A 26,078-nucleotide genomic window follows, 5' to 3' on the forward strand; every position below is an offset into this window, starting at 1 on the left:
AGGTGGTGTGCCCCCATTGGGTGGTCCAGTTTGAATGTTAGTGCATGGTCGGCCTTTGGTCTATCGGGACGATGCTTTTGGGCGCAGGCGGTCGGTAGCCCAAGGCGCTGTGCGGCCTGACTGTATTGTAGTGGCGACGCCACCGTTCGATCAGGATTTGAGCCTCGCGCAATGTGGTGAACACCTCGCCATTGAGCAACTCATCCCGGAAGCGGGCGTTGAAGCTCTCGCAATAGCCATTTTCCCAAGGTGAACCTGGGGCGATGAATGCCGTCTTCGCGCCGACGGCCCCGATCCAGGCCCGGACCTTCTTGGCGATAAACTCCGCGCCATTATCCGACCTTATGAATGCGGGCGGGCCGCGTAGAATGAACAAATCAGTCAAAGCATCGACCACGTCCGTTGAATTAAGTCTGCGTTTCACCAGGATAATCAGCGCCTCCTTCGTGAACTCGTCTATGATGTTGAGTGTGCGGAATATCCGACCGTCGTGGGTCCGGTCCTGGACGAAGTCATAGGACCAGACGTGGTTCGGCCGTCCTGGCCGTAGCCTTACGCAAGATCCATCGTTCAGCCAGAGCCGGCCCTTCTTGGGTTGCTTTTGTGGGACCTTCAGCCCCTCCCGCCGCCAAATTCGTTCGACGCGCTTGTGATTTACATGCCAGCCGCTGTTGTTCAGCATTCCGGTGATCATGCGGTATCCATAGCGTCCGAACTCTTCAGACAGTGCGATGATGTCCTCGGTCAGCCGTGCTTCGTCCGGCAGACCACAGGGCACCTTGCGCTGCGTTGAGCGATGCTGACCTAATGTGCGGCAAACCCTGCGCTCAGATATGCTGAGGGTCTGCCGCACATAATCGATGCATTGCCTGCGGCGGGAAGGGCTTAGAAGTTTCCCCGTGCAGCCTCAGCGAGGATCATTTTGTCCAGCGTCAGATCCGACACGGCACGTCTGAGCCGAGTGTTCTCAGTCTCCAGCTCTTTCAGCCGCTTGAGCTGATCACGACTCATGCCGCCGTATTCTTTACGCCACCGATAATAGGTCTGAACCGTCACGCCGATTTGTCGCACGGCTTCCGCAGTTGACCGTCCTTGCCCTTGCAGCACTTCGACTTGTCGCAACTTCAGCACGATGTCCTCGGGCTTCTCTCGCTTGCCAGTCATCTCGTCGTCCTCCTGAAAACGGGATAATTCTATCCCAAAAGGTGGACCACTTCAGTGGGGGCATTCCAGAGGGTTGCGTCTTTATGTATAGGCTAGGTTCACATTCAATGCATAACGCCGCGTGGCATGAGCTCCCGAAATACCTAGAAGGCGCGGCTGCGGGTAAAGCGAGCGCCTCTTAACATCAGACCATGACCGAAGCGCCCCCCTTATCCTTTGCCATCATGCTGTCCAATTCGATATTTCCACCCCTCAAGATCAGCGTTTGTCTCAGACATCCAGCCCTAGGAAATTGAGTGACGCCCAATGAAGCCCTGCCCCGGCACCTGATCGAAGACTTGAAACCCCGGCTGGGCTTTCGGCTGCCATGTTCGCCCGAACTCGATGGCACAGGCGGCGGGAACAGCAGGGAAAACGGAGAGTTCAACGTCCATTCCGTGCTGATCTTTAATCGCGTCAAAGGTCTTGCCGACAATCTGGCGAAATGCAGACAGATCGGCCTGGTTTCTCAGCTCCGAAGTGCCGACTTGATCGCTCCGAATTGCCCATATGGAAACGTCGTTTTCCTCATAAGTGGCGAGCACGCGCTCGTCAGTAATTTCTGCCGAGACAGCCAGCTTTAGAGCAACCTTCTTTGGTCCGGGGTTGCCTTGGGCCATCGAGAAGCTGAGAGGAGGTTGATCGTCTGGCCAGGCCCAGCCTGACTTCGGTTCACGGTGCTTCCCATAGACGGAGACAGCCGAGAGGTCGGAAAGCAGCCTGCCCAGCTCTATCAAGACAGGCATCGGAGCAAAGCCAAAGATCGCCAGATGCTGCAGATCACCTTCCTCGAACCTTCCCTTGATTTCACGGTCATATTTCGAGCGCAGGAGCTTCAGCACCGTTGGATAGTAATCGGGATCGCTGTCCTTGGTCGCGATGTCACGCATCTGGATGTCGATCGGGCGGCGATCTGCCAGATAGAACTCATTCCCCATGGCCTTGATGCAATCCGAAAGGGGAATGCTGGTTTCATTCTCTCCGATGGAAGCCGCGACCCGCAGGACATGGGCAGGTTTAATCAACGGATTGGAGAACAGGTGTGCGACCCTGTCCTCGTGCTGCTGTTTCATCTGCCGCAAGGCGCCGACGGTGTAGCGGTCCTTCTTTTGGGGATCATCTATTTCACGGTGATGCGGGTCACACATCAGCATGATGTTGTCAGGATCGTTGGAAAGCTCATGTGACAAGGTTGGGTCGCCACGCTCTCCGCCGGGGTCGGAAGCGATGATATGGGCAAGATAGGCATTGTTCTTACGCAAGTCGCCTGCCACCAAGTCTTCGTCGAGGCGTTTGGAACAGCCAGGGTACTGGCAGTGGCCGGCAGCACGGCCCCAGACGAGCATCCGCGTCTTGTTGTCTGGCTTAGCTCCTCTGGCCATCTTGACCTCCTTCGGCAAGCCGACGCATTTCACGTATGTTGATCGGGCCGGGTGCATTGGCTCCCCGCCAGACGCCATCGACGTGCCAGAACTCGTAATGGTGGAGCCACTCCGATGCCCAGGGGATGATCGTGTCCGAGATCCACATGGTATTGTCCCATTGACCCTCGTCAGGGTCGAACAGGCAGAGCGCGGAGTTTTCGGGTGTCTCGCCGTCCAGGATCAGGTGGGGGATGTCGATATAGTCCTCGCCGTCCCGCGGCTTCAAAGCTGGGTCGAGCAAGAAGACATACGGAACTGCCGCTACTTCCAGCCAGCTCCATTGGGCAAGTATCCGATACTCACGCTGAAAGCCCCGGATCGGCCCTATCCATTGGATCGATGGCGTCGCATCGATTATCATCGGCCGGTACACGCGCATCTTCAGGGAGGGCCACCGATGTGCCATCCGCTGAACCTGAGATTCCGCTGATCTGGGCTTGGTCCGCTTCATTTCTTCCGCAGCTCACCCGCATGGAAGTTGTGTGCAGGTGCCTTGGAGGTCGCGGCTGCGCGTGCAGGGCCCGGTGTCAGGAGTGCGGGTGTTGCGACGAAGCCCTTCCCGAGCTCATACGCGCTTTTCTGCGGAAAATTGGAAAGGCTGTCCATGTATGTCCTGACGGCGTTGCCGCTGATCCGTTCGCCGAACAATCCATCGAAGATTTTCTGGATCTGCCCGACTTCGGAGGTCCGAGCTCGTTGAAGCTCGTCAAAAAGGTGCCTCAGGTCCCCGCGGAACATTTCCATCTGGCGCGTATTCTGCGGCCAGCGATCGTTGAAATTCTCTTGGGGAAATGCTGGATTGCGCTCTTCCGGACGAAGACCGGTCTCGAGAGCGTATTTCATCTGACGATCGAGTTCAGCTGCAAGATCTTCAAGCTGAGCGCAGACTCCAAAGGAGTTCGGGGGGATCTGCGCGGCAACTTTTGACAGATAGACCGAGATGGGGCGTTTCTCGTTCCTGTTGGCATACCTGAGGTTCAGATAACGTTTCATCAGCTTCAGGGCGAGAACCTGTGGCGCATCTTGGATGGGATCAACTGTCTCTGGCAGTTCATCGATGTCTGCATCGGCGACGATGTTTCCAGGCTGAAGCCGGTCCTTGATCTCAAGCTGACTACGCAGGCTCCGAACTTGGGCCTGGAACATCTGGCTGGGAAGGGAAATTTGCCCTTTGAACCATTCCGCAAATCCATAAGGGTTCACCTTGTGGCGTTCGTCGTGACCTTCGTCTGGGCTGTGGTAGATGTCGCCGACTCGTTCTGGCCGCGGCTTCAGCGCAGGATCCATGGGTGTCACATCGAGGTGCATGAAGGCGAAGCGAAGCTGAATGCATCGCGTGCAACGTTCGATCTCCTGCACGTCCGGGAAACCCTGGAAGGCCTCGAAGAGTTCATCCAATACCCGGCGCGGGGTCCAGCCAAATGGCGTGTCGAACTCGAGGATGGCATCCAGATCGAAGCGATCTTCATCCGCCCCGTGGACGATTGTGGTTCCAATCGCTCTGGAGCCCTGTGCGTAGACCAAGGCATTATCGACATGGAGGCGCAAAGGACTGCCTTCGCGTTCAAGATGTGACGGGATCAGCTTGTAGCGCTTCTCAGCGACGCTGTTGTCGCGGGGGCTGAGCTCCATTTGGAGAACGGTCGCAATTAGAAGGGCGTCTAGCCCGGGGGACGTGTGATCAAGGGGCATGGACAACTCCTCTATTACCCAGTTGCCGATTGCCTCCCTCAATCGATCTTGATCATCAATATATGGTGTGTTTGGTGATTCCGCAACGCCAATGGTTGTTTTTTGTTTCCGGTCTGTTCTTTCTTTTTGCGAGGAGGCGAGTCGCTTTATGCCGCTGATTAATGTGCCCAACGTTGTGGGGAGCGGCGTGTCAATGCTGTGTGTTGTCTCGTGACCGTATTCTTGTTACTTGAAGGCACATCAATCGTATGCGGTGCGCCGCTCCCACACTTACAGCTTAGCGCTTGATCTGCGATTCAGAGGCTTCTTTGTTTTGTGGGGAGTTTCTCGATGGGAGCTACAAGCGAGTTTCTGGCAATGGTGCCTCGTCGTGCGGACGGGAAGCGGAATTGGCCGTCTGAGTTGAAAGCTCGGATTGTTGCTGAGACATTGATTGAAGGCGAGACGGTCAAGGCGGTGGCGAAGCGATACGAACTGATCCCCAGCACCGTGTCGGATTGGCGGCGGTTGGCGCGCCAGGGCAAGCTGGTTCTGCCAAACCTGGATGGCATGGATTTTGTGCCGGTCGAGATTGAAGCGCCTGCGCCCGAGGCCCAGCCTCTGGCGGCGACATCCTCCGGCACGATTGATGTGATCAAAGGCGATGTCACCGTTCGTCTTGATGCGGCGGCGACTGCGACACGGATCGCTGAGATCGCCCGGGCTTTGGTCACGTGATCACGCCGTCCCACAAGGTGCGGATTTTTGTCGCCAGTGATCCGGTGGACTTCCGCAAGGGCCACGATGGGTTGGCTGCTCTGGTTCAGAGCCAACTGCGTCAGAAGCCTTTTGATGGGTCGGTCTATGTGTTTCGGTCTAAGCGGGCGGATCGGCTGAAGTTGCTTTATTGGGACGGCAGCAGGCTTGTGATGGCGTACAAGCGGCTGGAGGATAACAGCTTTACATGGCCTGCGATCAAGAACGGAGTGATGCGGCTGGAACCGGCCCAGTTTGAGGCGCTGTTTGCGGGTTTGGGCTGGCGGCGCGTGCGGCCTCTGGAGGTGGCAGCCCCAGCTGCGGCGGAGTGACTCACTGGCACGTTTGCACGGGTCATTCGGCCCTTGTTTTGCTATGGTATCGGTCATGACTGCACCTGACGAATTGCCTGATGACATTGCCGAATTGAAGGCGATCATCCGTGCGCAGCAGGATCAGAATGCGCGGCTGGAAGCCTTGGTCGCTTCCTTCAAAAAGGCGCTCTTCGGGGCCAAGTCCGAGAAGATCGATCCGGCCCAATATGAGCTGGAACTCGAAGATATCGAGACGGCCATCGCGCAGGTGGAAGCCGAGATCGACGCCGACGCGCGCACCGCGCCTGTGCGGCCCCCAAAGCCTCGCCAAACTAATCGCGGATCACTGCCCAAACATCTGGAACGGGTGGAGGTTGTCATTGAGCCAGAGTTGTCATGCGCTGTGAACGGCGGAGCAATACTCGGCCACGGTAGCGACGGCATAGTGTTGTCGCGGGCGGCGTAAAAGTCGTCCACTTTTGCCCTTTCGGATTTCGGGAGGGCTTGGGGATATACACCGTGGACTTGTATTTGAAGGTGCGTCACGCTCATTTCCAGGATGGATTGAGCGGGCGTCAGATTGCCCGGGATTTTGGGATCAGCCGGGACAGTGTTGCGAAGATGTTGGCCTATTCGGAACCGCCGGGATATCGGCGGACAGCGCCGATCAGGCGCCCGAAGCTGGATGCGTTCACCAGCCAGATGGACCAATGGCTTGCTGAAGACAGGAGCCGCCCTCGCAAGCAGCGTCACACCGCCAAGCGTATTTTCGAGCGGTTGCGGGACGAGTGCGGTTTTGATGGCAGCTACACCATCGTCAAGGATTACGTTCGAGACCGTAAGCGGACCGGCAAGGAGATGTTCGTGCCGCTGAGCCATCCGCCCGGTCATGCACAGGCCGATTTTGGTGAAGCGCTTGTCGTGATCGGCGGCGTCGAGCAGAAGGCACACTTCTTTGCCCTCGATCTGCCGCACAGCGACGCATGCTACATCCGGGCCTATCCTGCGGCCAATACCGAGGCGTGGCTTGACGGCCATGTCCATGCCTTTGCGTTCTTCGGCGCGGTTCCCCAGTCGGTTCTTTATGACAATGACCGCTGCCTGGTAGCCCGGATTCTGCCGGATGGCTCCCGGCAAAGAACCCAGCGGTTCAGCGCGATGTTGTCGCATTACGTGATTCGGGACCGCTATGGCCGTCCCGGCAAGGGCAATGACAAAGGGGCCGTGGAGGGGCTGGTCGGCTACGGACGTCGCAACTTCATGGTGCCGATCCCGTCCTTTCCGGACTGGCACGCGTTCAACGCTCACCTGGAAGAGCAGTGCCGCAAGCGCCAGGGTGATGTTCTGCGTGGCCACAAGGTCAGCATCAGGGAACGGCTGAAGGCCGATCTCGCGGCGATGCGGGATTTGCCCGGCACCCCCTTTGAGGCTTGTGAGTTGCAAAGTGGCCAGGTCACATCGACATCGGTGGTGCGTTATCGCGGCAATGATTACTCGGTGCCGGTTGCCTACGGCCACCGTGCGGTCTGGATCAAGGGCTTCGTGACCCGGGTTGTTATCGGCTGCGGCGCCGAGGTGATCGCTGAGCATTCGCGCTCCTATGACACCGGCGACATGGTGTTTGATCCACTGCATTACCTGGCGCTGATCGAACGCAAGATCATGTCCTTCGATCAGGCCGCGCCTCTGCAGGGCTGGGAGTTGCCCGAAGCGTTCAAAACCCTGCGCCGACTGCTGGAAGCCCGGCAGGGAAAGGCCGGCAAGCGCGAGTATGTGCAGGTCCTGCGCCTTCTGGAGCGCTTCGAGATTGACGTGCTGCATCTTGCCGTCAAAGATGCCCTGCGAATGGGAGCGGTCAGCTTCGATGCAATCAAGCACCTGATCTTGTGCAGGGTCGAGCAAAGGCCTCCGAGGCTGGATCTGGATGTCTATCCCTTCCTGCCCAGAACCAACATCACCACCACCTCCGCCGCATCCTACATGAGCCTGCTGGCAGGAGGTGGGGCATGACGGATGCACCCGAACTGCTGCTGGCCCACCATCTCAAAACGCTTCGGCTGCCCACGTTCTTGCGTGAACATGACAAGCAGGCCCGTATCTGCGCCGCTGAAGGCGTAGATCACGTGCGTTACCTGGCCCGGCTGACCGAGCTGGAACTGATCGACCGGGAACGGCGCATGGTGGAACGCCGGATCAAGGCCGCAAAGTTCCCGACCATCAAAAGCCTGGACAGCTTCGACTTCAAGGCGATCCCGTCGCTCAACAAGATGATGGTGCTGGAGCTGGCGCGCTGCGAATGGATCGAACGCAAGGAGAATGTGATCGCGCTCGGTCCCTCCGGCACCGGCAAGACCCATGTCGCCCTCGGGCTGGGACTGGCTGCCTGCCAGAAAGGATTGCCTGTCGCCTTCGTGACCGCCGCAGCCCTCGTGCACGAGATGATGGAGGCCCGCGACGAAAAACGCCTCCTGCAACTCCAGCGCAAACTCGCCAAGGTCAAACTGCTGATCATCGACGAGCTGGGATTCGTCCCCTTGAGCAAAACCGGCGCCGAGCTTCTGTTCGAGCTGATCTCACAGCGCTACGAGCGAGGGTCGACCCTGATCACAAGCAACCTGCCCTTCGAGGAGTGGACCGAAACCTTCAGCACCGAACGCCTGACCGGCGCGCTGCTGGACCGGCTGACACACCACGTCAACATCCTCGAGATGAACGGCGAAAGCTACCGCCTCAATCAAAGCCGCGCCCGCCTCGCCGCCGCTAACAAATGAACCTCACAGAATTGGCCTGACGGCCAATGCGCCTTGGACCGGGCTTGCTATATGAGGGCCGCACGCTCCAAGGCGCTCGCCCCAAACTGGCCGACTTTTGCTCCGCCACAATGGCCGAATTTTACTCCGCCGTTGACATATGTGCCGTTCAGGGTAATGTCGAGGGTAAGGTCATCCACCACCTTGGAGCTAACATAGGCGGGCAAATTACCCTTAAGCGGTGATGTCTCGTGGCTCACGCGTGTAAGAGACGCCACAACGTCTTCGGCGGTGAAAGGGTTGCCATTGTGAAATGTCACTCCCTCGCGGAGCTTGAAGCGCCAAGTGATTTGATCGTCGAGAATTTCCCAGCTCTCCGCCAGAGCTGGCTCAATCTTGAGGTCCTTGTTGTAACGGACCAGGCCTTCGTAAACGTGATTAAGCACGTTGATCGTAAAACTGTCGCCAAAGGAGTAGGGGTCAAGCGAGCCGATATCGCGGTTGGCGCCCCATTTGAGCACGTTTTCGGCCTGCGCAGTGCCAGACAAAGTGGCAACTGCCACAGTAGCAAGCATGAGATGTCGAAGCTTCATGTTTCTGTACCTTTTTCCGTCGATTGTCTTTTGAAGAGAGTAAGATTGGATACGATGTGATTGAGATGGCACATCGAATGCTTCGAATCAACTGTATTGTATCCAATTGACTGTCTTAATTGTATTCGATAGTAATTGTGCGAATTTTACAGGCAGAGCAGACCATGACTGAAAACAAAACGACGCTGACTGACGCGGTGCATGACCTGCTGCGGAAGGCGATTATCGAACAGGCGTTAAAGCCGGGCATGCGACTGCCCGAGGATACGGTAGGCGATCAATTTGGCGTTTCGCGCACCATAGTGCGCCACGCACTGGTGCGGCTGGAGCACGAAGGGCTGGTGGTCACCCGTCGCAACCGAGGTGCTTTTGTGGCGGAACCCACCCGGGACGAGGCAAAGCATGTCTTTGAGGTTCGTCGCTGCTTGGAGAACGACGTGATCCGCATACTTTGCCAGCGTATTCCTGACAGTGGCTATGAACGACTGGAAGCCCATGTGCGCCAGGAACAAGCCGTGAAAGGCAAGGATGGTCCGGTATCGATTCGCCTTGCTGGTGAGTTCCACATGCTGTTGGCCGAGCTGACGGGCAACCCGGTGCTCAAGCGCTACGTGTCGGAAGTTGTGCTGCTATGTTCGCTGATCATGTCGCTTTATGCTCGCAGCCATTCTTCGGAATGCGCTGTAGATGAACATTCCCAGATTATCGAGGCGATTCGAACCGGCGACGCGCCACGCGCCATTAAGATCATGGAGCACCATCTTGGTGCTGTTGCTACCCGAGCCGAGCTTTCAGACAAGACAGACAGTATCCAATCTATTCTTTCACATTACGGCAAGGAATTGGCCCAATGACCCTTAGCTACGGCTACCATGCCTTCGATTTCGCTGATCTTTCAGCCCGCGAGGCATACAAGGTGATGATCGGTACCATCGTTCCCCGCCCGATTGCTTGGGTCACCACGGTCTCGCCCGAAGGGGTGGTAAATGCGGCACCCTATTCCTTCTTCAACTGTCTGTCTGCTGATCCGCCGATCCTCGCTTTAGGCGTCGAAAACAAGCCCGACCGCAGCTTCAAAGACACGGCCTACAACATTCGGATGACAGAATGCTTCACCGTGAATATTGTGGATCGCGTCAATGTAGAAGCGATGGCAGCAACGGCAGCTGGGTTCGCTTCAGAGGTGGACGAGTTGGAAATGTCCGGACTAACGGCCGTCGCTGGCGAGAAGGTCATATGTCCCCGCATTGCTGAGGCACCGGTCGCTTTTGAGTGCGAACGCTACCTTGGTATTGCGGTCAGTTCCGCTCGTGAAATTATCCTCGGGCGGATTGTTCGGGCGCACATCCGCGAAGACATTATCGATCCGGTCACCTTTCATTCGGACCACAAGAAGCTCGACGCCTTGGGGCGAATGGGTGGGGACGGCTATTCAGGCACATTTGATTACTTTGACCTACCGACGCCTTCCGCCGAGGCAGTACGTCGTGCGCGAGAGAAAAAGGTCTTATCTGGCCATAGCTAAAGCAAACAATAGGCGAAGACGTCAAATGGTGTCGCAGCAATTTGGCGAGTTCTTCAAGGCAGTCAATGCGACGTAAGCGCTTTGGCAAGCTGCCGGTGCTATTGATGCAAGCGATGAATTGAATTGTCGATTAGAAATCGACAATTCAAGCATTCTTGGCTTGACCATTCTAACGTGTACTCATGCATTCCTTTGCCATTAACAAAATATGCGAATGAGCAAGTGTTTCCGACCGGATCTTTGCCTTTGAAGAAGCTGAACCCGTCAACGAAGCTCTCTTCAAATTCGCCGCCTTTGAAATCGAACCATTCTCGATCGAATGCGAACATGGCAAGTCCAACTTGGATATACGATTCCAATTTGCTGTGAAGCCAAAACGGTTTCATTCCGATCACCTGAATGTGGGGAACCCAAGCTCGAGCGGATTTAATTCGATGTTCAGATGCAATTGCCCATCCGACCCTACATCAGCCTCTATCTCTGAACAGGTAGATAAAGCTGGGTCGGCGGGCTTCATGAACCCTTTTGAGGCTGCACTGATGTCAACCAATTCTGTCATAGGCGTATCTTGGCATCAAACGGTATGACAGCCATAGAGGATCAGGCTTCCAAGCGTATGCCCTGATGTTGAATGGTCGACAAATGAAATCTGAACAACAGCGATGCTCCTGCGCCGGGGGGTGGCTTTGGGCCGTCTCCCCTCCGTAAAAGGGCGATGCTGCGACAGCAAATAGCGTCAATCTCGGTGCGGTCGGTTTGGGCTCGTAGCGGACCTTGGCTGCGTTGCAGCATCCTGTGATATGTAGGTTCGGTCAACGTGGGGTTGTCGATGTGGGAGGGCATGGTGGATCGGAGGATCAGTCATGGAAACACCAAACTTACCTGCCATTCGCGCGCTACGCCCCGCTTGGAACAAGGGCCGCATAGTCGGTCAAAAACGCCCATTGAAGCCAAAGCACGTGTGGGCAATCAGGGTTAGGCTTGAGCTTGCCGAGAAACACCGCGATCTCGCGCTGTTCAATCTGGCCATCGACAGCAAATTGCGCGGCTGCGACTTGGTCAAAATGAAAGTGGTCGATGTCATGGCATCCCGTCAGATCAAAGAGAGGGCGTCAGTGTTACAAAGCAAAACCCAGAAACCGGTGCGCTTCGAGATCTCCGAAGGGACCAGAGCTTCGCTCACGAAGTGGATGGAAGATCCGCTGATGGTCGGGTCCGAGTATCTCTGGCCTGGCCGCTTCCACGAGCGTTTGCACATCTCAACCCGCCAGTATGCTCGGATCGTTCGGGACTGGGTTTCCTCGATTGGCTTGGAAGTGACGGCATATGGGACCCATTCAATGCGACGCACGAAAGTTACCCAAATATACAAGAAGACTGGAAACTTGCGGGCGGTTCAGCTGCTGTTGGGTCATACCAAGATGGACAGCACGGTGCGCTATCTCGGCGTAGAGTTGGAAGATGCCCTCGCTATCGCTGAAGCCATTGAAATCTAAACAATTGGGCCGTCTTCACGGACGGCCCTGAGCGGACCTTGAGCAATGTGTCCAAATGCTGCGGTCGTAGCCCACATTGCTGCCATTCGCTGCGAAAGCATAATCGGCGTCCAAGCCAACTCACAGTTCGCGGACCTTTTTGCCGTTCTCTGCACCTGATTGTTAAATGCTGTAACCACGGATGATCCGAGAGTTGGGCGGACAACCCAAATTCACCGAGAAAGCGACTTGCGAAACCCAATTCAATGTAAGCCGATGGAGTTGATGTACTGATACAAAAATGGAGGCACTAAATGGTCTCAGCGCGGGCTGCATTAGCCGCGCGCCTGAAGCATGCGATGGCTACCAAGACGGACGCGTCAGGCCTTAGCAACCTAAAAACGGCCTCAAGCTTCCGGATTGGTATCGTTTGGCCATGTCCGAGAGCGGAATGGCCGAGATCTTTGACGCCATTCCAGCGCAGCCGAACCGTTCAAACCGGTCGAAACAGACCGCCGACATCGCTTCCACGCCCGGTGCCAGGTATTCGCGCGGATCGAACTGACCCTTGTCCTCTGCCAGCACCTTGCGGATCGCGCCAGTCAAAGCCATTCGCAGGTCTGTGTCGATGTTGACCTTGCGCACCCCGTGCTTGATGCCCAGTTCGATCTCTTCCAGGGGCACGCCCCAGGTGGGGGCCATTTCCCCGCCGTACCGGTTGATGATTTCCTGCAGTTCCTGCGGAACAGAGGAGGAGCCGTGCATTACCAGGTGGGTGTCCGGCAACTTGCCGTGGATCTTCTTGAGCGCGTCCATGGCGAGGATATCGCCATCAGGCTTACGGGTGAACTTGTAGGCTCCGTGGCTGGTTCCGATGGCGACGGCCAGGGCGTCGACCTCGGTGCGACGCACGAACTCCGCGGCTTCGTCGGCATTCGTCACCAGCTGTTCCCGGCTCAGTTCGCCCTCGAATCCGTGACCATCTTCCGCCTCGCCCTTGCCGGTTTCCAGTGAGCCCAGATGCCCGATCTCTCCCTCGATCGATGCGCCGACCAGGTGGGCCATTTCGCTGACCTTGGCGGTAACGGTGGCGTTGTATTCGAAGTCCGTGGGCGTCGTGCCGTCCTCGCTCAGGGATCCGTCCATCATCACCGAGGAGAAGCCGTTCATCAGGGCCGACAGGCAGGTTTGCGGCGAATTGCCGTGATCTTGGTGCATGCAGATCGGCAGGTGCGGGTACATCTCGATCGCCGCGCGGATCAGGTGGCCAAGAACGATGTCGTTGGCGAATGCCCTCGCACCACGGCTGGCCTGCATAATGACCGGGCTGTCGGCCTTGTCCGCCGCCTGCATGATGGCCAGCATCTGTTCCATGTTGTTGACGTTGAAAGCCGGCAGGCCGTAGCCGTTCTCGGCGGCGTGATCGAGCAGTTGGCGTAGGGATATCAGGGGCATGGGGGCTCCTTTCTGGCGCAGTGCGCCAGTTGCGGTAGTTGGTTGAAAGGACGCGTGGGTCAGGCGTCGCGGTGGTATCGGTCCAGTACGGCGACTTCTTCCCGTGACCCGAGGATCACGGGCACACGTTGATGGTGCGACGTGGGCTGCAGGTCCAGAATGCGGTCCGAACCGGTCGTGGCCGCGCCGCCGGCCTGTTCGACGATCAGCGCCATCGGATTGGCCTCGTACATCAGCCGCAGCTTGCCGCCGGCATCGGCGTTTCCGGCGTCTCTTGGATAGAGGAAAACGCCGCCGCGGGTCAGGATCCGGTGCACCTCGGCCACCATCGAGGCCGTCCAGCGCATGTTGAAGGTCTTGCCGCGCGGGCCTTCCTTTCCCCGGATGCATTCGTCGAAATAGCGTTTCACCGGTGTCTCCCAGAGCGTGTAGCGAGACGCGTTGATGGCGAATTCACTGGTGGATTCGGGGATCACCATTTCGGGAAAAGTTAGGCGGAATTCGCCGGTGCCCTGCTGGTGGGTGAAGCCGTTGACGCCGTTGCCGGTGGTCACGACCAGCGCGGTCGAGGGACCGTAGACGGAATATCCGGCGCTGATCTGTTCGGATCCGGCGCGCAGCACCGATCGGTCGTCGGTGGCATCGATCGCGGTCGGTAGCTGCGATATCGAGAAGATCGATCCGACGGAGAGATTGACGTCGAGGTTCGAAGAGCCGTCCAGCGGGTCGAAATAGACGAGGTAGTCGCCGGCCTGCGGCTGGTCCTTCAGCCAGTAGACCTCGTCGACCTCTTCGGACACCAGCGCCGCGACCCGTTTGCAGTTCGAACAATGCCGAACGAATACCTCGTTGGCGATCACGTCGAGCTGTTTCTGGGTCTCGCCCTGCACGTTTGTCGCGTCAGTAGCGCCAAGCCGGCCGGCAAAGGCGCCGCCGCGGATCTGGTGAGAGATGATGCGGCAGGAGGTCGCGATTTCCTCCAACAGGAAGATCAGGTCCTTGTCCAGCTGGTGCTGGCTGTGTTCCGACATCAGGAATTCGCGGAAGGTGATCTGTTGGGCGCTCATGGCAGGTATCCTGTTTCGGAGGTGTGTGCGGGCTACCGATTACCGGATGCCCGATTGTTCAGCCAGCCAAGGGTGTCGTCGGTGTTTCCTGCGGGTTTGTATTCGGCACCGAGCGGGGCGGTGTAGCCGAGGTCGGATATGACCCGGAACAGGTGGTCGTAGTTGATCTCACCATGATCCGGGGCGCCGCGATCCGGGACCGAGGCGAACTGGATATGCCCGATCGACGGCAGCAGCGCCGCGATCCTGTGGGTCAGGTCGCCCTCCATCAGTTGCACGTGGTAGCAGTCGAACATCAGCTTCAGGTTGGGCGCGCCAACCGCCTCGATGATCGCCAGCGCCTGATCGGTCGTCGCCAGGAAATAGCCCGGCGCGTCGTATTTGTTCAGCGGTTCGACCAGGATCGTGATGCCGTGGGGGGCGGCCTGGTCGCAGGCGTATTGCAGATTCGCGACAAAGGTGCGCCGGGCCGCGTCCCCCGCGGCAAACCCCGCCATGACATGGATGTTCGGCGTGTCGATGGCGGTGGCATAGGCGATGGCCTCGTCGATGGCCTCCCGCGCCTCGGCTTCGCGTCCGGGGATGGCCGACAGCCCATTGTCACCGGCGTCGACATCGCCGCGCCGGGTGTTGAGGCCCAGCATCCGCAGGCCGGTCTCATCCAGGGCGGCCTTCACCTCGTCGGCGGGGATGACATAAGGCCAGTGGCATTCCACGGCGTCGAAGCCGGCCGCCCTGGCGGCGCGGATGGCCTCGGGCAGCGGTCGGTCGTTCCACAGGAATCCCAGGTTGGCAGAGAACTTCATGTGTCCCACTCCACGTCGAATTTGGTGATCAGCGCCCGGACCTGCGCCTCGGTCAGGGCGCGCGGGTTCATCCCGCGCGTCAGCATCGCCAGCCGCGCGGTGTCTTCGAGCTCCTCGATGGCATTGCAGGCGGCCTCGATGTCCTTGCCGGCCACCACGGGACCATGATTGGCGAGCATTACCGCTGTGCGTTTGCCGGCAAGCCCGCGCACGGCCTCGCCCATCGCCGGGTCGCCCGGCAGGAAGAAAGGCAGGAGCTTTACCCGGCCCAGTTTCATGATCCCGTAAGGTGTCAGCGGCGGGAGGAAGTTATCCTCGTCCACGTCCGGCATCATCGACAGCGCGACCGAGTGGCAGGAATGCAGATGCACCACCGCGCCCGCCGTGCTGCGGGTGTCGTAGAAGGCCGAATGCAGCGGCATTTCCTTGGTGGGCCTGTCGCCATCCACGTGGTTGCCCGCCGCATCGAAGCGGCTGAGCCGGGCGGGATCGAGCCGCCCGAAGCTGGTGCCGGTGGGACTGACCAGCAGGCCGCCGTCCTCGGTCCGGGCCGAGATGTTGCCGGTGCTGCCGCCGGTCAGACCGCGGTCGAACATGGATTTCGCCAGCAGGCAGATCTGTTCGCGCAAGCGCGCCTCTGCGCTCATGACCCCAGCCTTTCCTGCGCATCGGAAAAGAAGGTCTCGGCGCCAAAATTGCCGGACTTCAGGGTGAGCGCGACCTGGTGCCCGCCCGAGCAGCAATAGGTCCAGGGAACGCCCGGTGCGATCTCGGCGCCGATATCCAATTGCGTGACACCTAGCGCCCTTGTAACGGCACCCGAGGTCTCGCCGCCCGCGACGATCACCCGCCGTGCGCCCCTGTCGCGGGCCGCGACCGCGCAGGCCGAGAGCGTGGCCTCGACGATCTCACCGGCGCCGGCAACGCCCAGCTTTTCCTGCGCGGCGCGCACGCTGTCGGGGTTGGCCGTGGCGTAGATCAGCGGGGCCTTGTCCAGGTCTTGCTGCGCCAGCCAGTCGAGCGCCTCTTGCGGGCCGTGTTCGGCCAGGGCGAGAGGGTCCAGCTGGAAGGCGGGCACGCCGCGGCTGGTGTAGTCCGCCACCTGCTTGTTGGTCATCGCCGAGCAACTGCCCGAGAGCACGATGGTGCCGGTGTCCAGCCTCGGCGCCTCGGCCCTGGGCGCATCCGCCGACAGCGTGCCATCGGCCAGGTAAAGCGCCGGCAGCGGCATGGCCACGGCGCTGCCGCCGGTCATCAGGGGCATGTCGCGGCAGGCCTCGGCGATCACCGCGAGGTCTTCGTTGGCCACGGCATCGACCACAACATGCGCCACGCCCTGCGCCTTCAGCGCCTCCAGTTCCGCCCGCAGCGCCTGCGGCCCGCGCGCCACCGTCAGCCGGTCCGCCAGACCCACGGGGCGCGTCACCTGCGGTTCCAGCAGCCGCACCAGGTTGCTGTCGCGCATGGGCGTCAGCGGGTGATCCTTCATCGGGCTTTCCGCCAGCGGCTGACGGCCGACAAAGAGATTGCCCATGAAGATCGACCGCCCGTTTTCCGGGAAGGCCGGGCAATAGATCGTCTGGTCGGTGCCCAGGTCCGCCATCAGCGCCTCGGCCACGGGGCCGATATTGCCCTCGGCCGTCGAGTCGAAGGTCGAGCAATATTTCCAGAAGAACCGCCGCGCCCCCGCTGCCTGAAGCCATTTCAGCGCAGCGCGGGTCTCGGCCACGGCCTCCCCCACCGGGGCGGTGCGCGATTTCAGCGCGATCACCTCGAAGGCGGCCGGATCGGCGGGGGGCTCGGACGGCACCCCGATGCGCAGCGACACGCGCACGCCACTGCGGGCCAAGAGGCCCGCCAGGTCGGTCGCCCCGGTAAAATCATCGGCGATACAGCCAAGAGCGGTGGTCATGTGTCGTCTCCCGGCAATGTCAGCCCGGCGTTGCGGGCATAGACCTTGGCCACGGCGGCATCGTCTTCCGAACCCAGCCCCATGCCCGCGGCAGCAAGGAACTGCTGCATCGCGGCGGCGGTGATCGGGGCGCTGAACTGCGCCGACTTGGCGATGTCCAGAACGATGCCCAGGTCCTTGGGCCAGATATTGACCGAGCTGAGCGGCCTGTAGTCGCCAGCCACGATATGCGGCGCGCGGTTTTCCAGCATCCAGCTGGTGCCGGCGCACTTGCTGATCACCTCGACGAATTTCTCCGGGGTGACGCCCTGGGTCATGCCGAAGGTCAGCCCCTCGGCCATGGCGGCGATATGCACCCCGGCCAAGAGCTGGTTGACCGCCTTCATGGCGCTACCCGCCCCGGCTTCGTCGCCAAGCTCGAACACCGTCTGGGCGATGCTGTCCAAAAGCGGCCGGGCGGCGGCAAAGGCATCGGGCGTGCCCGAGGCCATGATCGACAGCTGCCCGCTGGCAGCCTTGGCCGCTCCGCCCGAGATCGGCGCATCGAGATAGTGGACACCGCTTGCGCTGCAGCGCGCCGCCATGTCCCGGGCAAAGGCCGGGGGCACAGTGGCACAGGCCAGAACCACCGATCCGGGCTTCAGCCGGGCCACGATGCCGTCCTCCCCGAACAGCACGCTTTCGGTCTGGGCGGCGTTCAGCACGACGACGGCGACTGCGTCCAACTCTTCCGCGGCCTCGGTCAGGGCGCTGCCTTGCCCCCCCTCTGCCTGGAACCGTGCCACCTGGTCGGGGTTGATGTCTCCGCCCCAGACCTTGTGCCCGCCACGCAGCGCCGATGCGGCCATTCCGTATCCCATCGAGCCCAGGCCGATGACGGCGACGTTCTTGCTTTCAATAGTCATGTTCAGTCTCCTTTGACCCATTCGGGCAGCCACAGGGCAACGTCGGGGAAAAACAGGACGATGGCCAGTGCCACGACCTGGATACAGATGAAGGGGATCAGCGCGCGGAAGATCTCCGACAGGCTCATGTCCTTGGGCGCCACCGACTTCAGATAGAAGGCAGCCGGGCCGAAGGGCGGCGAGAGATAGCTGACCTGCATGTTCATGGCGAAGAGGATGCCGAACCAGACCGGATCCATGCCCAGCTTGATGATGATCGGCACGAAGATCGGCATTGTCAGAAGCGCGATCCCGATCCAGTCCATGAAGAGGCCCAGCACCACGAGGATACCCATCATGATCAGCACAATGACCATCGGCGAGGCACCGCTGTCGAGGATAGTGCTTTCGATGAAACGGTTGCCGCCCATCAGGTTATAGACCCCCACCAGAGCCGCCGCACCGAGACCGATCCAGATGATCATGCCGCAAGTCTCGAGTGTCTGCTTCAGGCTGTCGCGGATCAGCTCCCAAGTTACTTCGCGCCGGATCGCTGCCGACAGGAACACGCCGACCACGCCCATCGCCGCGGCCTCGGTCACCGAGGCGATGCCGCCGTAAATCGAACCGAGAACTGTTACCGCCACGCCGACCGGCAGGATCACGCCACGCATCTTGCGCAGTTTTTCCGACATCGGAATGTCCAGTTCTTCGTTCGAGATCGGCGGGCCCATCTCGGGGTTGGCGTAGCAGCGTATGAGGATGTAGATGATGTAGAAAGACGCCAGCATGAGCCCGGGTGTCACGGTGGCGAGGAACAAATCTCCAATCGAGACACTGGCGGTCAGCCCGTAGACGATCAGCACGATCGACGGCGGGATCATCGTGCCCAGCGAGCCGCCGGCGCAGACGGTGCCGATGGCCAGCGCCCGGTTGTATCCAAGCCGGAGCATCTGGGGCAGTGCGATCAGGCCCAACAGCACGATCTCGCCGCCGATGATGCCGGAAATCGCCGCAAGGAAGACCGCCGCGACAAGCGTCTGAACAGCGACACCGCCCTTGATCCGGCCTGCGATCAGGCGCATCGCATCATAGAGGTCACGCGCCATGCCCGACCGGTCCAGCAGCGAGGCCATCAGCACGAACATCGGAATGGCGACAAGGACGTATTCGTTGACGAAGGAATAGATCCGCGACGACACCAGCGGCACGCCCATCGGCCCGAACCAGGCGATGGTGAACAGGATTGCAATCAACCCGGTCACGAAGGCAAGCGGGATGCCGGTCAGGATCAGGATCATGATCGAACCCACAAGCAGGAACGATCCTGACTGAATTCCCAGGTCCCGTCCTTGGGAGAACAGCAGGTAGCCACCGATGACCAAGATGCCAAAGACGATCCCGATGGCAGCAAGGGCAAACTTGCTCGGCGCCTCTCCGGAGCTTTGACGGAAGCCTGTGCCTTTCCAGGCGGTCCAGATATGGCCGACCGACTGCACCGCCAGCACGATCGAAGTGATCAGGAGCATCATCTTGATGATGGCGGGCGTTATCGGGTTCCAAGCCGAACCGGACCGCTCAAGTCGGATATCACCCTGTGGAGTCCACCAGGATTTCTCGACCATGGTGTAGGCCGCATAGGCAATCGCCACGGCAAAGAAGAGCGCAAGCAGACCGTTTACGATATCCAGCAGCCGCCGCGTTCCGCCACTGGTGTTGAAATAGATCAGCCCAATGCGAATATGCTTGTCGGCTGCAAGACACTGCATGCCACCGTAGAGGTAACAGGCCGCGATCAGCGCGATCACGGTTTCATGCGCCCAGATCGTCGGAGCGTTAAAGAAATATCGCATGATGATCTCGTAGATCGAGATCACCGTTGCAATGGCGAACAGGAAACTGAAGGCGGTGCCAACCGTGACAATGCCACGGTCCAGCGCGTTCTGGGGGCCGGCGCTGTCTTCGTCATGGGCCTTTTTGAGCGCCTCGAGCTGCGCTTCGATTTCGGCTTCGGTCATCGCCGCGTCATGTTGTGCCATTGTTTCCTCCCGAAACGTGAGCTGGACAGTGGAAAACGAAGGGGCCGAAACCGGCCCCCTCGGGTCTTGCCGTCAGACGGCGATCACTCGGCCAGAAGGCCCTTTTCGGTCAGGTAGGCGGTGACGCTCTCATAGGCTTTGCCCGCCATTTCCGAGCGTGCTGCCCAGTTGGCCCATTGCGACTTGGCAATGCCGCGGAACTTGGCGCGCTCTTCGTCCGACCAGTTGATCACGGTGATATCCGGATCGGCTTGGGCTTCGGCCACAGCGACCTCGTTCTGGGCATCGAGCTGCGCGATCATGTCCCTTGCAAAAACCGAGACCGACTCGTTCAGAATAGTCTGAAGGTCTTCCGGCAGCCCATCGTAGATCGCCTTGTTCAGGGACACCTCGATCACGGGCATGGAGTGGAACCCGGGATAGAGCGGGTATTTGGCGAATTCATGCATGCCCTGGGCGTGGTTGGTCGAGAACACTGTATAGTCGGCCGCGTCGATCACGCCCTTTTCCAGCGCGGTATAGACCTCGGAACCGGGCAGGTTCACTGGCGCTGCACCGGCGGCGGCAAACACCTCCTGAACCATGCCTTCGGGCGCGCGCATCTTGATGCCCTTGAGGTCATCGACACCGTGGATCGGTTTGGTCGACAGGAAGGCCTCGACCCCGGTCGCCGATGCACCGAGGAACTGCAGCCCGTAGGGGTTCACCAGCTCGTTGAAAAGCTCTTTGCCGCCGCCGTTCTCCATGTAGTCGAACATCTGCTCGGGTGCCGACCATGCGCCGACGAGGTTGCCAAGCATGGCAAAGGCCGGGTCCTTGCCGGAGAAATACGACGGGTCGGTGATGTGGCCCTGCAGGATGCCTGCGCCCACCGCGTCGAGGGTTTCGTTGTGCGCCACGACGGTGCCGACCGGCACGACGGTGATCTCGATCCGACCGTCGGACAGCTCGTTGACGCGGTCGGCCCAGGCCTCCTCGATCGGGAAGAAGTTGTCGCCGGCCTGCGCCGAGGTCTGGAACGTCCACTGGTACTCTTGCGCCATGGCGCCGGTGGCAAACAGCGAGGCGGCAATCGCAACGCCTGCAACGGTAGTTTTCAGAAATTGGGTCTTCATGGTTTCCCCCCTTTGGACACCCGGATCAGGTGCTGGTGATGGCCGGTGCGCATTCTTTCCAATTCGCGGTTTCGACCGGTTTCGGTAAAGTTAATATCGATCCCGGTATCGGTACCGGTATTGATACCACTGGCACATCCTGCAATGATGTGTCAACACCGTGTTTTCGCGTCTCGAGATCGAACGATCGGGAGTTGAGACCCGGATAGTGGTTAGAACGACCTGCGAAGGGGCAGCAAGCGCATGAAAAAAAGAAAAACCTTGGTGGATGTCGCGGCTGCTGCAGGTGTCAGCAAAATGACGGCCTCACGCGCGCTTCGGGGCGACAAGGACGTGTCAGATGCCAATGTCGAGAAGGTGAAACGTGCCGCACGCGAGATCGGCTACTACGGGAATCACCTCGCCGCGTCGCTGTCCAGCAAGCGCACCGATCTGATCGGGGTAGTCGTCCCCAGCCTGTCCAACATCGTCTTTCCGCAGGTCATGTCCGGGGTGACTGACGCCCTGAAGGGGTCCACGCTGCAACCGGTGTTCGGCGTGACCGACTACGATCCCGAGGCAGAATACGACATCATCCGCAACATGCTGTCATGGCGTCCTGCTGGGCTGATCGTCGCCGGGCTGGACCAGCCGGACGATACGCGGAGCTTGCTGGCCGACGCCGGTATTCCCATCGTCCAGATAATGGATTGCGATGGCGACCCGGTGGATGCCTGTGTCGGGTTCTCGCAGACCGGGGCCGGGCGTGACATGGCGACCGCACTTCTTGCGACGGGCCGATGGCGTTTCGGATATGTCGGGCGCAACCTCGACAAGGATCTCAGGGCCGCCAAGCGAAAGAAAGGCTTCCAAGACGCGTTGCGCGACCAGGGCCTCGATTTCATCGACACAATCGACGGGTCCCACCTGGAGAGCGATGAGGCCACGCTATCGGCCATCGCCTGCGGGCGCTTTATGACGGCCGACCTGTTGGCCCGTCAACCGGACCTCGATTGCATCCATTTCTCCAACGACGACCTCGCCTTTGGCGGGTTGTGCCATTGTATCGCCGCGAACATCGACGTTCCGGGCACGGTCGCTCTTTCAGGGTTCAACGGGCTGGGCCTCCTTGATGGGTTCCCCGGAAAGATCGCCACGTCCCGCACCGCCCGCCGCGAGATCGGCGAGACGGCCGCCAGGGTCATTCTGGAGACAATCGAGGGCACTAAAACTGAGAGTGACAAAATCCACATTCTCACCCCAACCATCTCGCTCGGAGATTTGGCCGTGACTGCGGAATGAACGGATTTGTCAGCAACAAATCTCGGCCCATTGGCTTGCATACTCCGCCCACCGATCGGTTTCCGGCTTCTGGGAGACCAATGAAGATCCAGCCGCGTTCTGAGAGATCACCGAGCCGCTGACCAGCAGCGCTGCGCCCTGGCTCGTGCCGGTTGCGCTGACCATCGGGGCTACGTAGCAGCCTGTCGCGGCCGAAAGCATCTGCAGATAGACGCTGTTCTTTGCAAACGGCCCTTCAACGATGATCGAGCCGCGATGTCCGACAAGTTCGAGGCAACGTCTGGTCACCAATGCAAGATAGAAGGCGACCGCAACCCCGCGTTCAGCGCTTCCAATCCGGGGTTCCGGGCCGACCCAGCGGGAGGTGCAGCCACGATTGGGGCCGGTTTCAGGCACCACTGCTGGGGTCAGCATGATGCCTTTGGCAAGCACCTCGGCCATGGCGGTCTCCGTCGCCTCGCGGTAAGGTCCGCCCTTGGCGAGATCGTGTTCGCGACCACCCATGAAGCGCGCGGACGGCACTGCCGCGCCTTGTGCGTTCACGTTGATCAAGACGTCCTTGTCCGGATCGAGAGGCACGGATTGCTCGCCGATGGACATCACAATGGTCCATGCGCCGCTGGACACCACCGAGAAAGGTTCTGTTTGTGACAGGTTGTGCGGCAGCAGTGAGGCATTGCTGTCATGGATTCCGCAGTGGACCGGCGTGTTGGGGGACAGGCCCGTAAGTGTCGCGATTTCGGGCAGGATCGGTCCAAGGATATCGGCCGAGCGGCGCGCTGGGGCGATCTTGTCGGCGATCCCCAGCCGGTCGACCAGCGAGGAAAACCTCCCCTCATGCGGGTTCCAGAGGTCGGTGTGACAGCCCAGCGAGGTGACGTCCGTTGCGGCGACGCCGGTCAGGCGGTGACCCCAGTATTGCGGGCGCAGCGAAGGTCCGGAATCCGCCCATTTCAACACTCTCGCGGATGTTGCATCCACCGGAAGTTGCAGCTCAAGTCCAACAGATTAGGATATCTGTTGAGTTAAACTGCGGCAATTTCACGTCGGGGATGCTGAAATTTAGATTTCTTCTTCTTTTCAGACAAAGACGGCCAATGTCGTTGCCGATGCAGCTTGCATGAGGTGAGACACGATATGAAAAAAGCTACTGACATCGAAGCATACGCAGCCTTGGACTTTGAAGCATCAAGTTTTACGCCGCAGAGTTGGCCAATAGAAATTGGCCTGTCTTGGCTGAAGAATGGGGGCGTTCAAACCTGGACCTCGTTGATCCGGCCCGCGGCGCGTTGGAGCTTTTCCGATTGGTCAACGCAGAGTGGTGCCGTTCATGGCATTGTGTTCGAAGGTTTACTCGACGCACCTACTGTATCGGCGGTCGTCGAAGATTTGCTCCCTCTCCTGGAAGGGAAAATACCTGTGTCCGATGCGCCGGAGTTCGACCGGCGCTGGCTCTCACGGTTACTACGCGCGAGCGGGCACGCGGCCATGCCGAAGATTGAAGACTATCACGACGTATCCTTTGCACAGTTTTCCGGTTTCGCGCTCGATTGTAAGCGGTGCGTCCAATTTTCGGATCCCCACGATCTGCAGTTGAATGCACAATCAAGGCTGCGGGTCTGTGTGGTGTTGCTTCGAGTCAGCGTTCAAGACCCTCACCGAACCCGCTTCACTTGCGTCTCGCGATAACGGTCACGCAAATCCAGCGCGCTTTGCCTGTGTCATCAGTTCGGTGACCCTCTCGGCATTGTTTGCCGCGACTTGTCCGTCTGCGTTCAAGCGGTTGTTCTCGAATCCGATCCGGGTCTTGCCGCCGTGGCGCATGGCCTCGATCAGGCAGGCGGTTTCTTGGGGGCCGAAGGCGCAGGCGGCCCAGTCTGCGTCCGGCAAGGCCGATTTTAGCCTTTGTGCCAGTGCTGCGACTTCCCCGGGTGTGCTGGTCTGGCCGGTGGTGTAACGCCCCAGAACGATCAGGGTCTTCAGCCCGTCGCGGGGGACATCCCCTTGCGCGACAAGCCGGGCAAGATGGGCAATATCCGCGGTGTCATAGAGAATGTGTTGAACGTCGATCTTCGCTTCGGCGCACACGGCAAAGAACTGTCGGGTGACGGCATTCTCTTGATCGGCCGTGATCTCGCGCAGCGCGACCGACACGGCGCGAGGTTTCAGGGTTTCGACCAGATGGCGTTGTTGAGCGGGGGTAAAGCTGCCCGCGGCCTCGCTGGTGATCTGAACATATAGATCAGGGACGCGCTGGCCGAGCTCGCTCAGAAGCTCGGCATAAAGCCCGAGGTCCAGAACATGCCGTTGCTCGGTATCGCGCACGTGGGCATGCAGGCCATCGGCACCCGCAGCATGGCAGGCTAGCGCGCAGGCGACCATCTCTTCTATGGTGACGGGGAGGGCAGGGTGGTCCGCCTTGGTCAGCCGCGCCCCATTCGGCGCGACCATAAATCTGGGCAATGCGGTCATGCGGCAAGCGCCTTGTCGATGGCCGTTGATAGCTTGCCCACCAGCTCATCAATCTGCGCGTCCTCAATGATAAACGGCGGCGCGAGCAGCACGTGGTCGCCATATTGGCCATCGATTGTGCCAGACATCGGATAGCAGATCAGACCGGCGGCAAAGGCCTCTTTCTTGATCCGCGCGGCAAGGCCACGGCACGGATCGAAGGGTGCTTTGGTGCTGCGGTCGGCAGCCAGTTCGATCCCGCGGAACAACCCGCGCCCGCGTATATCGCCAATGTTGTCATGATCGCCGAACTGCGCCTTTAGTGCTGCGTCAAGCTTGTCGCCTTGGCTGGTAACATGGGCCAGCAGATCGCGGTCAAGGATTTCGCTGAGCACGGCATTGGCCGCCGTGGCCGCCAAGGCGTGGCCCATATAGGTGTGGCCGTGCTGGAAGAAACCGGTGCCCGCTGCAATCGCATCATAGATGGCGGCCGAGGTCAGCAGCGCGCCGATCGGTTGATAGCCCGCCCCAAGTCCTTTGGCGATGGTGATCATGTCCGGGGCGACGCCGTCCTCGGTGCAGGCGAACAGTTTGCCGGTACGGCCCATGCCACACATCACCTCGTCCAGGATCAGCAGCACGCCATATTGGTCGCAAATCTCGCGGATGCGCTTGAGATATCCCGGCACGGCAGGAACCGCGCCAGAGGTCGCACCCACGACAGGCTCCGCGAGGAAGGCCATCACCGTATCAGGGCCAAGCCGCAGGATTTCGGTTTCCAGCTCGTTCGCCACGCGCAGGCCGTAGGCCTCTTGCGTTTCGCCGTCCTGCCGGTCGCGGTACTCATAGCAGGGGCTGATATGGGTGGTGTCTGCAAGCAGGGGCGCGAACTGGGTGCGACGCCACGCATTCCCCCCTGCTGCCAAAGCGCCCAATGTATTCCCGTGATAGCTTTGGCGGCGGGCAATGACGCGGTGGCGCTTGGGCTGCCCGATTTCCAGAAAATACTGCCGCGCGAGCTTGATCGACGCCTCGACCGCTTCGGAGCCGCCAGAGACGAGATATACCCGATCAATGCCCGCCGGCGCGTTCTCGACCAGGCGATCGGCCAAACGCTCTGCCGGATCCGACGTGAAAAAGCCGGTGTGCGCGAAGGCAACCTGGTCAATCTGGGCGTGCAGGGCAGCGCGGACGGCCTGATTTGAATGCCCCAGACAGGAAACAGCAGCGCCGCCCGAACCATCAAGATATCTACGTCCGTCCGCATCGATCAGATAGCAGCCGTCCCCCTTGGTGGCGACCGGCAGCGCGCCTTTGGTGGATCTGCCGAAGATATGACTTTTCATGACTGTAGTCC

At 59.8% G+C, this 26,078-nt stretch carries 25 protein-coding genes and 2 pseudogenes; 10 read left to right on the forward strand and 17 right to left on the reverse strand.

Translation table 11 applies throughout. The features are described 5' to 3' along the window. Positions 1–37 precede the first annotated feature (37 nt). From C1J04_RS05945 to C1J04_RS05960, 4 genes are all read right to left on the reverse strand, one after another. A protein-coding gene (locus C1J04_RS05945) for an IS3 family transposase (protein WP_114865314.1) occupies positions 38–1,164 on the reverse strand; the annotation gives its coding sequence in 2 pieces (ribosomal slippage) (positions 38–900 and positions 900–1,164; 1,128 coding nt in all). Between the two features lie 284 nt (positions 1,165–1,448). Next, on the reverse strand, positions 1,449–2,585 hold the full coding sequence (locus C1J04_RS05950) for an SAVED domain-containing protein (protein ID WP_009826352.1): 1,137 nt from the start codon (positions 2,583–2,585) through the stop codon (positions 1,449–1,451). Then, on the reverse strand, positions 2,569–2,853 hold the full coding sequence (locus tag C1J04_RS19530) for a hypothetical protein (RefSeq protein ID WP_254655152.1): 285 nt from the start codon (positions 2,851–2,853) through the stop codon (positions 2,569–2,571). Before C1J04_RS19530 ends, C1J04_RS05950 begins: the two co-directional genes overlap by 17 nt. Before the next feature lie 221 nt (positions 2,854–3,074). Then, the gene (locus C1J04_RS05960; RefSeq protein ID WP_037954240.1) at positions 3,075–4,319 is read right to left on the reverse strand and encodes a nucleotidyltransferase domain-containing protein; all 1,245 of its coding nucleotides are present in this window, start codon (positions 4,317–4,319) and stop codon (positions 3,075–3,077) included. Positions 4,320–4,649: 330 nt separating this feature from the next. On the opposite strand from C1J04_RS05960, the gene C1J04_RS05965 reads away from it, so the two are divergent. From C1J04_RS05965 to istB, 5 genes and pseudogenes are all read left to right on the forward strand, one after another. Further along, entirely contained in the window at positions 4,650–5,036 is a 387-nt protein-coding gene (locus C1J04_RS05965; RefSeq protein WP_037954242.1) for a transposase, read from the forward strand. Continuing rightward, positions 5,033–5,386 (forward strand): IS66 family insertion sequence element accessory protein TnpB, encoded by a 354-nt coding sequence (gene tnpB / locus C1J04_RS05970; RefSeq protein WP_009826356.1) that lies wholly within the window; start codon positions 5,033–5,035, stop codon positions 5,384–5,386. The genes C1J04_RS05965 and tnpB overlap by 4 nt, the downstream gene beginning before the upstream one ends. Before the next feature lie 55 nt (positions 5,387–5,441). Continuing rightward, positions 5,442–5,771 (forward strand): annotated as a pseudogene (locus C1J04_RS05975) (transposase domain-containing protein); the annotation flags it as partial. A gap of 107 nt (positions 5,772–5,878) precedes the next feature. Beyond that, on the forward strand, positions 5,879–7,378 hold the full coding sequence (gene istA, locus C1J04_RS05980; protein ID WP_114865400.1) for an IS21 family transposase: 1,500 nt from the start codon (positions 5,879–5,881) through the stop codon (positions 7,376–7,378). Then, a complete protein-coding gene (gene istB / locus C1J04_RS05985; protein WP_009824782.1) occupies positions 7,375–8,139 on the forward strand; it encodes an IS21-like element helper ATPase IstB in 765 nt (254 codons plus the stop codon). Before istA ends, istB begins: the two co-directional genes overlap by 4 nt. A 47-nt stretch (positions 8,140–8,186) precedes the next feature. Here the strand turns inward: istB and C1J04_RS05990 are convergent, their stop codons facing one another. Continuing rightward, complete coding sequence (locus C1J04_RS05990) at positions 8,187–8,711, reverse strand: ABC transporter substrate-binding protein (protein WP_009826360.1); 525 nt, start codon at positions 8,709–8,711, stop codon at positions 8,187–8,189. A 164-nt stretch (positions 8,712–8,875) separates the two neighbouring features. Here C1J04_RS05990 and C1J04_RS05995 point away from each other — a divergent pair, with 164 nt between their 5' ends. The 3 genes from C1J04_RS05995 (at position 8,876) to C1J04_RS06010 (ending at position 11,732) form a co-directional block, all read left to right on the forward strand. Further along, a complete protein-coding gene (locus C1J04_RS05995) occupies positions 8,876–9,565 on the forward strand; it encodes a GntR family transcriptional regulator (protein ID WP_009826361.1) in 690 nt (229 codons plus the stop codon). After that, on the forward strand, positions 9,562–10,236 hold the full coding sequence (locus C1J04_RS06000; RefSeq protein ID WP_009826362.1) for a flavin reductase family protein: 675 nt from the start codon (positions 9,562–9,564) through the stop codon (positions 10,234–10,236). The genes C1J04_RS05995 and C1J04_RS06000 overlap by 4 nt, the downstream gene beginning before the upstream one ends. Before the next feature lie 863 nt (positions 10,237–11,099). Then, positions 11,100–11,732: a tyrosine-type recombinase/integrase gene (locus C1J04_RS06010; protein ID WP_037954244.1), complete on the forward strand. Its 633-nt coding sequence runs from the start codon at positions 11,100–11,102 to the stop codon at positions 11,730–11,732. 366 nt (positions 11,733–12,098) lie between these two features. Here C1J04_RS06010 and fba read toward each other — a convergent pair whose 3' ends face one another. The 9 genes and pseudogenes from fba to C1J04_RS06050 all read right to left on the reverse strand — a co-directional run bounded on the left by fba (position 12,099) and on the right by C1J04_RS06050 (position 20,989). After that, on the reverse strand, positions 12,099–13,166 hold the full coding sequence (gene fba, locus C1J04_RS06015; RefSeq protein WP_009826365.1) for a class II fructose-bisphosphate aldolase: 1,068 nt from the start codon (positions 13,164–13,166) through the stop codon (positions 12,099–12,101). Positions 13,167–13,225: 59 nt separating this feature from the next. Continuing rightward, positions 13,226–14,233 (reverse strand): class 1 fructose-bisphosphatase, encoded by a 1,008-nt coding sequence (locus C1J04_RS06020; RefSeq protein WP_009826366.1) that lies wholly within the window; start codon positions 14,231–14,233, stop codon positions 13,226–13,228. 32 nt (positions 14,234–14,265) lie between these two features. Then, complete coding sequence (locus C1J04_RS06025; protein WP_009826367.1) at positions 14,266–15,039, reverse strand: hydroxypyruvate isomerase family protein; 774 nt, start codon at positions 15,037–15,039, stop codon at positions 14,266–14,268. Further along, positions 15,036–15,686, reverse strand: a complete 651-nt coding sequence (otnC, locus tag C1J04_RS06030) for a 3-oxo-tetronate 4-phosphate decarboxylase (RefSeq protein WP_009826368.1) — start codon at positions 15,684–15,686, stop codon at positions 15,036–15,038. Before otnC ends, C1J04_RS06025 begins: the two co-directional genes overlap by 4 nt. Further along, positions 15,683–16,951, reverse strand: coding sequence for a 3-oxo-tetronate kinase (gene otnK, locus C1J04_RS06035; RefSeq protein ID WP_009826369.1), 1,269 nt, complete (start codon positions 16,949–16,951; stop codon positions 15,683–15,685). The genes otnC and otnK overlap by 4 nt, the downstream gene beginning before the upstream one ends. Continuing rightward, the gene (ltnD, locus tag C1J04_RS06040) at positions 16,948–17,877 is read right to left on the reverse strand and encodes an L-threonate dehydrogenase (protein ID WP_254693854.1); all 930 of its coding nucleotides are present in this window, start codon (positions 17,875–17,877) and stop codon (positions 16,948–16,950) included. Before ltnD ends, otnK begins: the two co-directional genes overlap by 4 nt. Then, entirely contained in the window at positions 17,859–19,136 is a 1,278-nt protein-coding gene (locus C1J04_RS19535) for a TRAP transporter large permease (RefSeq protein ID WP_254655187.1), read from the reverse strand. Before C1J04_RS19535 ends, ltnD begins: the two co-directional genes overlap by 19 nt. A 222-nt stretch (positions 19,137–19,358) precedes the next feature. Beyond that, a pseudogene (locus C1J04_RS19765) lies at positions 19,359–19,874 on the reverse strand (TRAP transporter small permease subunit); the annotation flags it as partial. A gap of 83 nt (positions 19,875–19,957) precedes the next feature. Then, on the reverse strand, positions 19,958–20,989 hold the full coding sequence (locus C1J04_RS06050; RefSeq protein ID WP_009826372.1) for a TRAP transporter substrate-binding protein: 1,032 nt from the start codon (positions 20,987–20,989) through the stop codon (positions 19,958–19,960). A 243-nt stretch (positions 20,990–21,232) separates the two neighbouring features. Between C1J04_RS06050 and C1J04_RS06055 the strand changes: the two genes are divergently transcribed. Continuing rightward, positions 21,233–22,270 carry a LacI family DNA-binding transcriptional regulator gene (locus tag C1J04_RS06055; RefSeq protein WP_009826373.1) on the forward strand — a complete coding sequence of 346 codons (1,038 nt, stop codon included), beginning with the start codon at positions 21,233–21,235 and terminating at the stop codon, positions 22,268–22,270. 9 nt (positions 22,271–22,279) lie between these two features. Here C1J04_RS06055 and C1J04_RS06060 read toward each other — a convergent pair whose 3' ends face one another. Then, on the reverse strand, positions 22,280–23,227 hold the full coding sequence (locus C1J04_RS06060; RefSeq protein WP_254655155.1) for an FGGY family carbohydrate kinase: 948 nt from the start codon (positions 23,225–23,227) through the stop codon (positions 22,280–22,282). A 180-nt stretch (positions 23,228–23,407) separates the two neighbouring features. Between C1J04_RS06060 and C1J04_RS06065 the strand changes: the two genes are divergently transcribed. Beyond that, a complete protein-coding gene (locus C1J04_RS06065; protein WP_037954247.1) occupies positions 23,408–23,959 on the forward strand; it encodes a 3'-5' exonuclease in 552 nt (183 codons plus the stop codon). A gap of 3 nt (positions 23,960–23,962) precedes the next feature. On the opposite strand, the gene C1J04_RS06070 is transcribed toward C1J04_RS06065, so the two are convergent. Further along, positions 23,963–24,742, reverse strand: coding sequence for a 3-keto-5-aminohexanoate cleavage protein (locus C1J04_RS06070; protein WP_037954249.1), 780 nt, complete (start codon positions 24,740–24,742; stop codon positions 23,963–23,965). Beyond that, positions 24,739–26,067: an aspartate aminotransferase family protein gene (locus C1J04_RS06075; protein ID WP_009826377.1), complete on the reverse strand. Its 1,329-nt coding sequence runs from the start codon at positions 26,065–26,067 to the stop codon at positions 24,739–24,741. The genes C1J04_RS06070 and C1J04_RS06075 overlap by 4 nt, the downstream gene beginning before the upstream one ends. Positions 26,068–26,078 lie beyond the last annotated feature (11 nt).

The sequence above is a fragment of the Sulfitobacter sp. SK025 genome, from assembly GCF_003352105.1.
GTDB lineage: Bacteria > Pseudomonadota > Alphaproteobacteria > Rhodobacterales > Rhodobacteraceae > Sulfitobacter > Sulfitobacter pontiacus.

Coding starts and splice junctions, on each gene's coding strand:
- C1J04_RS06050 (WP_009826372.1), bottom strand. CDS start 20,989: ATGAAGACCCAATTTCTGAAAACTACCGTTGCAGGCGTTGCGATTGCC.
- fba (WP_009826365.1), bottom strand. CDS start 13,166: ATGCCCCTGATATCCCTACGCCAACTGCTCGATCACGCCGCCGAGAAC.
- C1J04_RS05950 (WP_009826352.1), bottom strand. CDS start 2,585: ATGGCCAGAGGAGCTAAGCCAGACAACAAGACGCGGATGCTCGTCTGG.
- otnK (WP_009826369.1), bottom strand. CDS start 16,951: ATGACCACCGCTCTTGGCTGTATCGCCGATGATTTTACCGGGGCGACC.
- C1J04_RS05960 (WP_037954240.1), bottom strand. CDS start 4,319: ATGCCCCTTGATCACACGTCCCCCGGGCTAGACGCCCTTCTAATTGCG.
- C1J04_RS19535 (WP_254655187.1), bottom strand. CDS start 19,136: ATGATCCTGATCCTGACCGGCATCCCGCTTGCCTTCGTGACCGGGTTG.
- C1J04_RS06075 (WP_009826377.1), bottom strand. CDS start 26,067: ATGAAAAGTCATATCTTCGGCAGATCCACCAAAGGCGCGCTGCCGGTC.
- C1J04_RS06025 (WP_009826367.1), bottom strand. CDS start 15,039: ATGAAGTTCTCTGCCAACCTGGGATTCCTGTGGAACGACCGACCGCTG.
- C1J04_RS05990 (WP_009826360.1), bottom strand. CDS start 8,711: ATGAAGCTTCGACATCTCATGCTTGCTACTGTGGCAGTTGCCACTTTG.
- C1J04_RS06065 (WP_037954247.1), top strand. CDS start 23,408: ATGAAAAAAGCTACTGACATCGAAGCATACGCAGCCTTGGACTTTGAA.
- C1J04_RS06010 (WP_037954244.1), top strand. CDS start 11,100: ATGGAAACACCAAACTTACCTGCCATTCGCGCGCTACGCCCCGCTTGG.
- C1J04_RS06020 (WP_009826366.1), bottom strand. CDS start 14,233: ATGAGCGCCCAACAGATCACCTTCCGCGAATTCCTGATGTCGGAACAC.
- C1J04_RS06000 (WP_009826362.1), top strand. CDS start 9,562: ATGACCCTTAGCTACGGCTACCATGCCTTCGATTTCGCTGATCTTTCA.
- ltnD (WP_254693854.1), bottom strand. CDS start 17,877: ATGGGTCAAAGGAGACTGAACATGACTATTGAAAGCAAGAACGTCGCC.
- otnC (WP_009826368.1), bottom strand. CDS start 15,686: ATGAGCGCAGAGGCGCGCTTGCGCGAACAGATCTGCCTGCTGGCGAAA.
- C1J04_RS05965 (WP_037954242.1), top strand. CDS start 4,650: ATGGGAGCTACAAGCGAGTTTCTGGCAATGGTGCCTCGTCGTGCGGAC.
- C1J04_RS06070 (WP_037954249.1), bottom strand. CDS start 24,742: ATGACCGCATTGCCCAGATTTATGGTCGCGCCGAATGGGGCGCGGCTG.
- istB (WP_009824782.1), top strand. CDS start 7,375: ATGACGGATGCACCCGAACTGCTGCTGGCCCACCATCTCAAAACGCTT.
- C1J04_RS06055 (WP_009826373.1), top strand. CDS start 21,233: ATGAAAAAAAGAAAAACCTTGGTGGATGTCGCGGCTGCTGCAGGTGTC.
- C1J04_RS05995 (WP_009826361.1), top strand. CDS start 8,876: ATGACTGAAAACAAAACGACGCTGACTGACGCGGTGCATGACCTGCTG.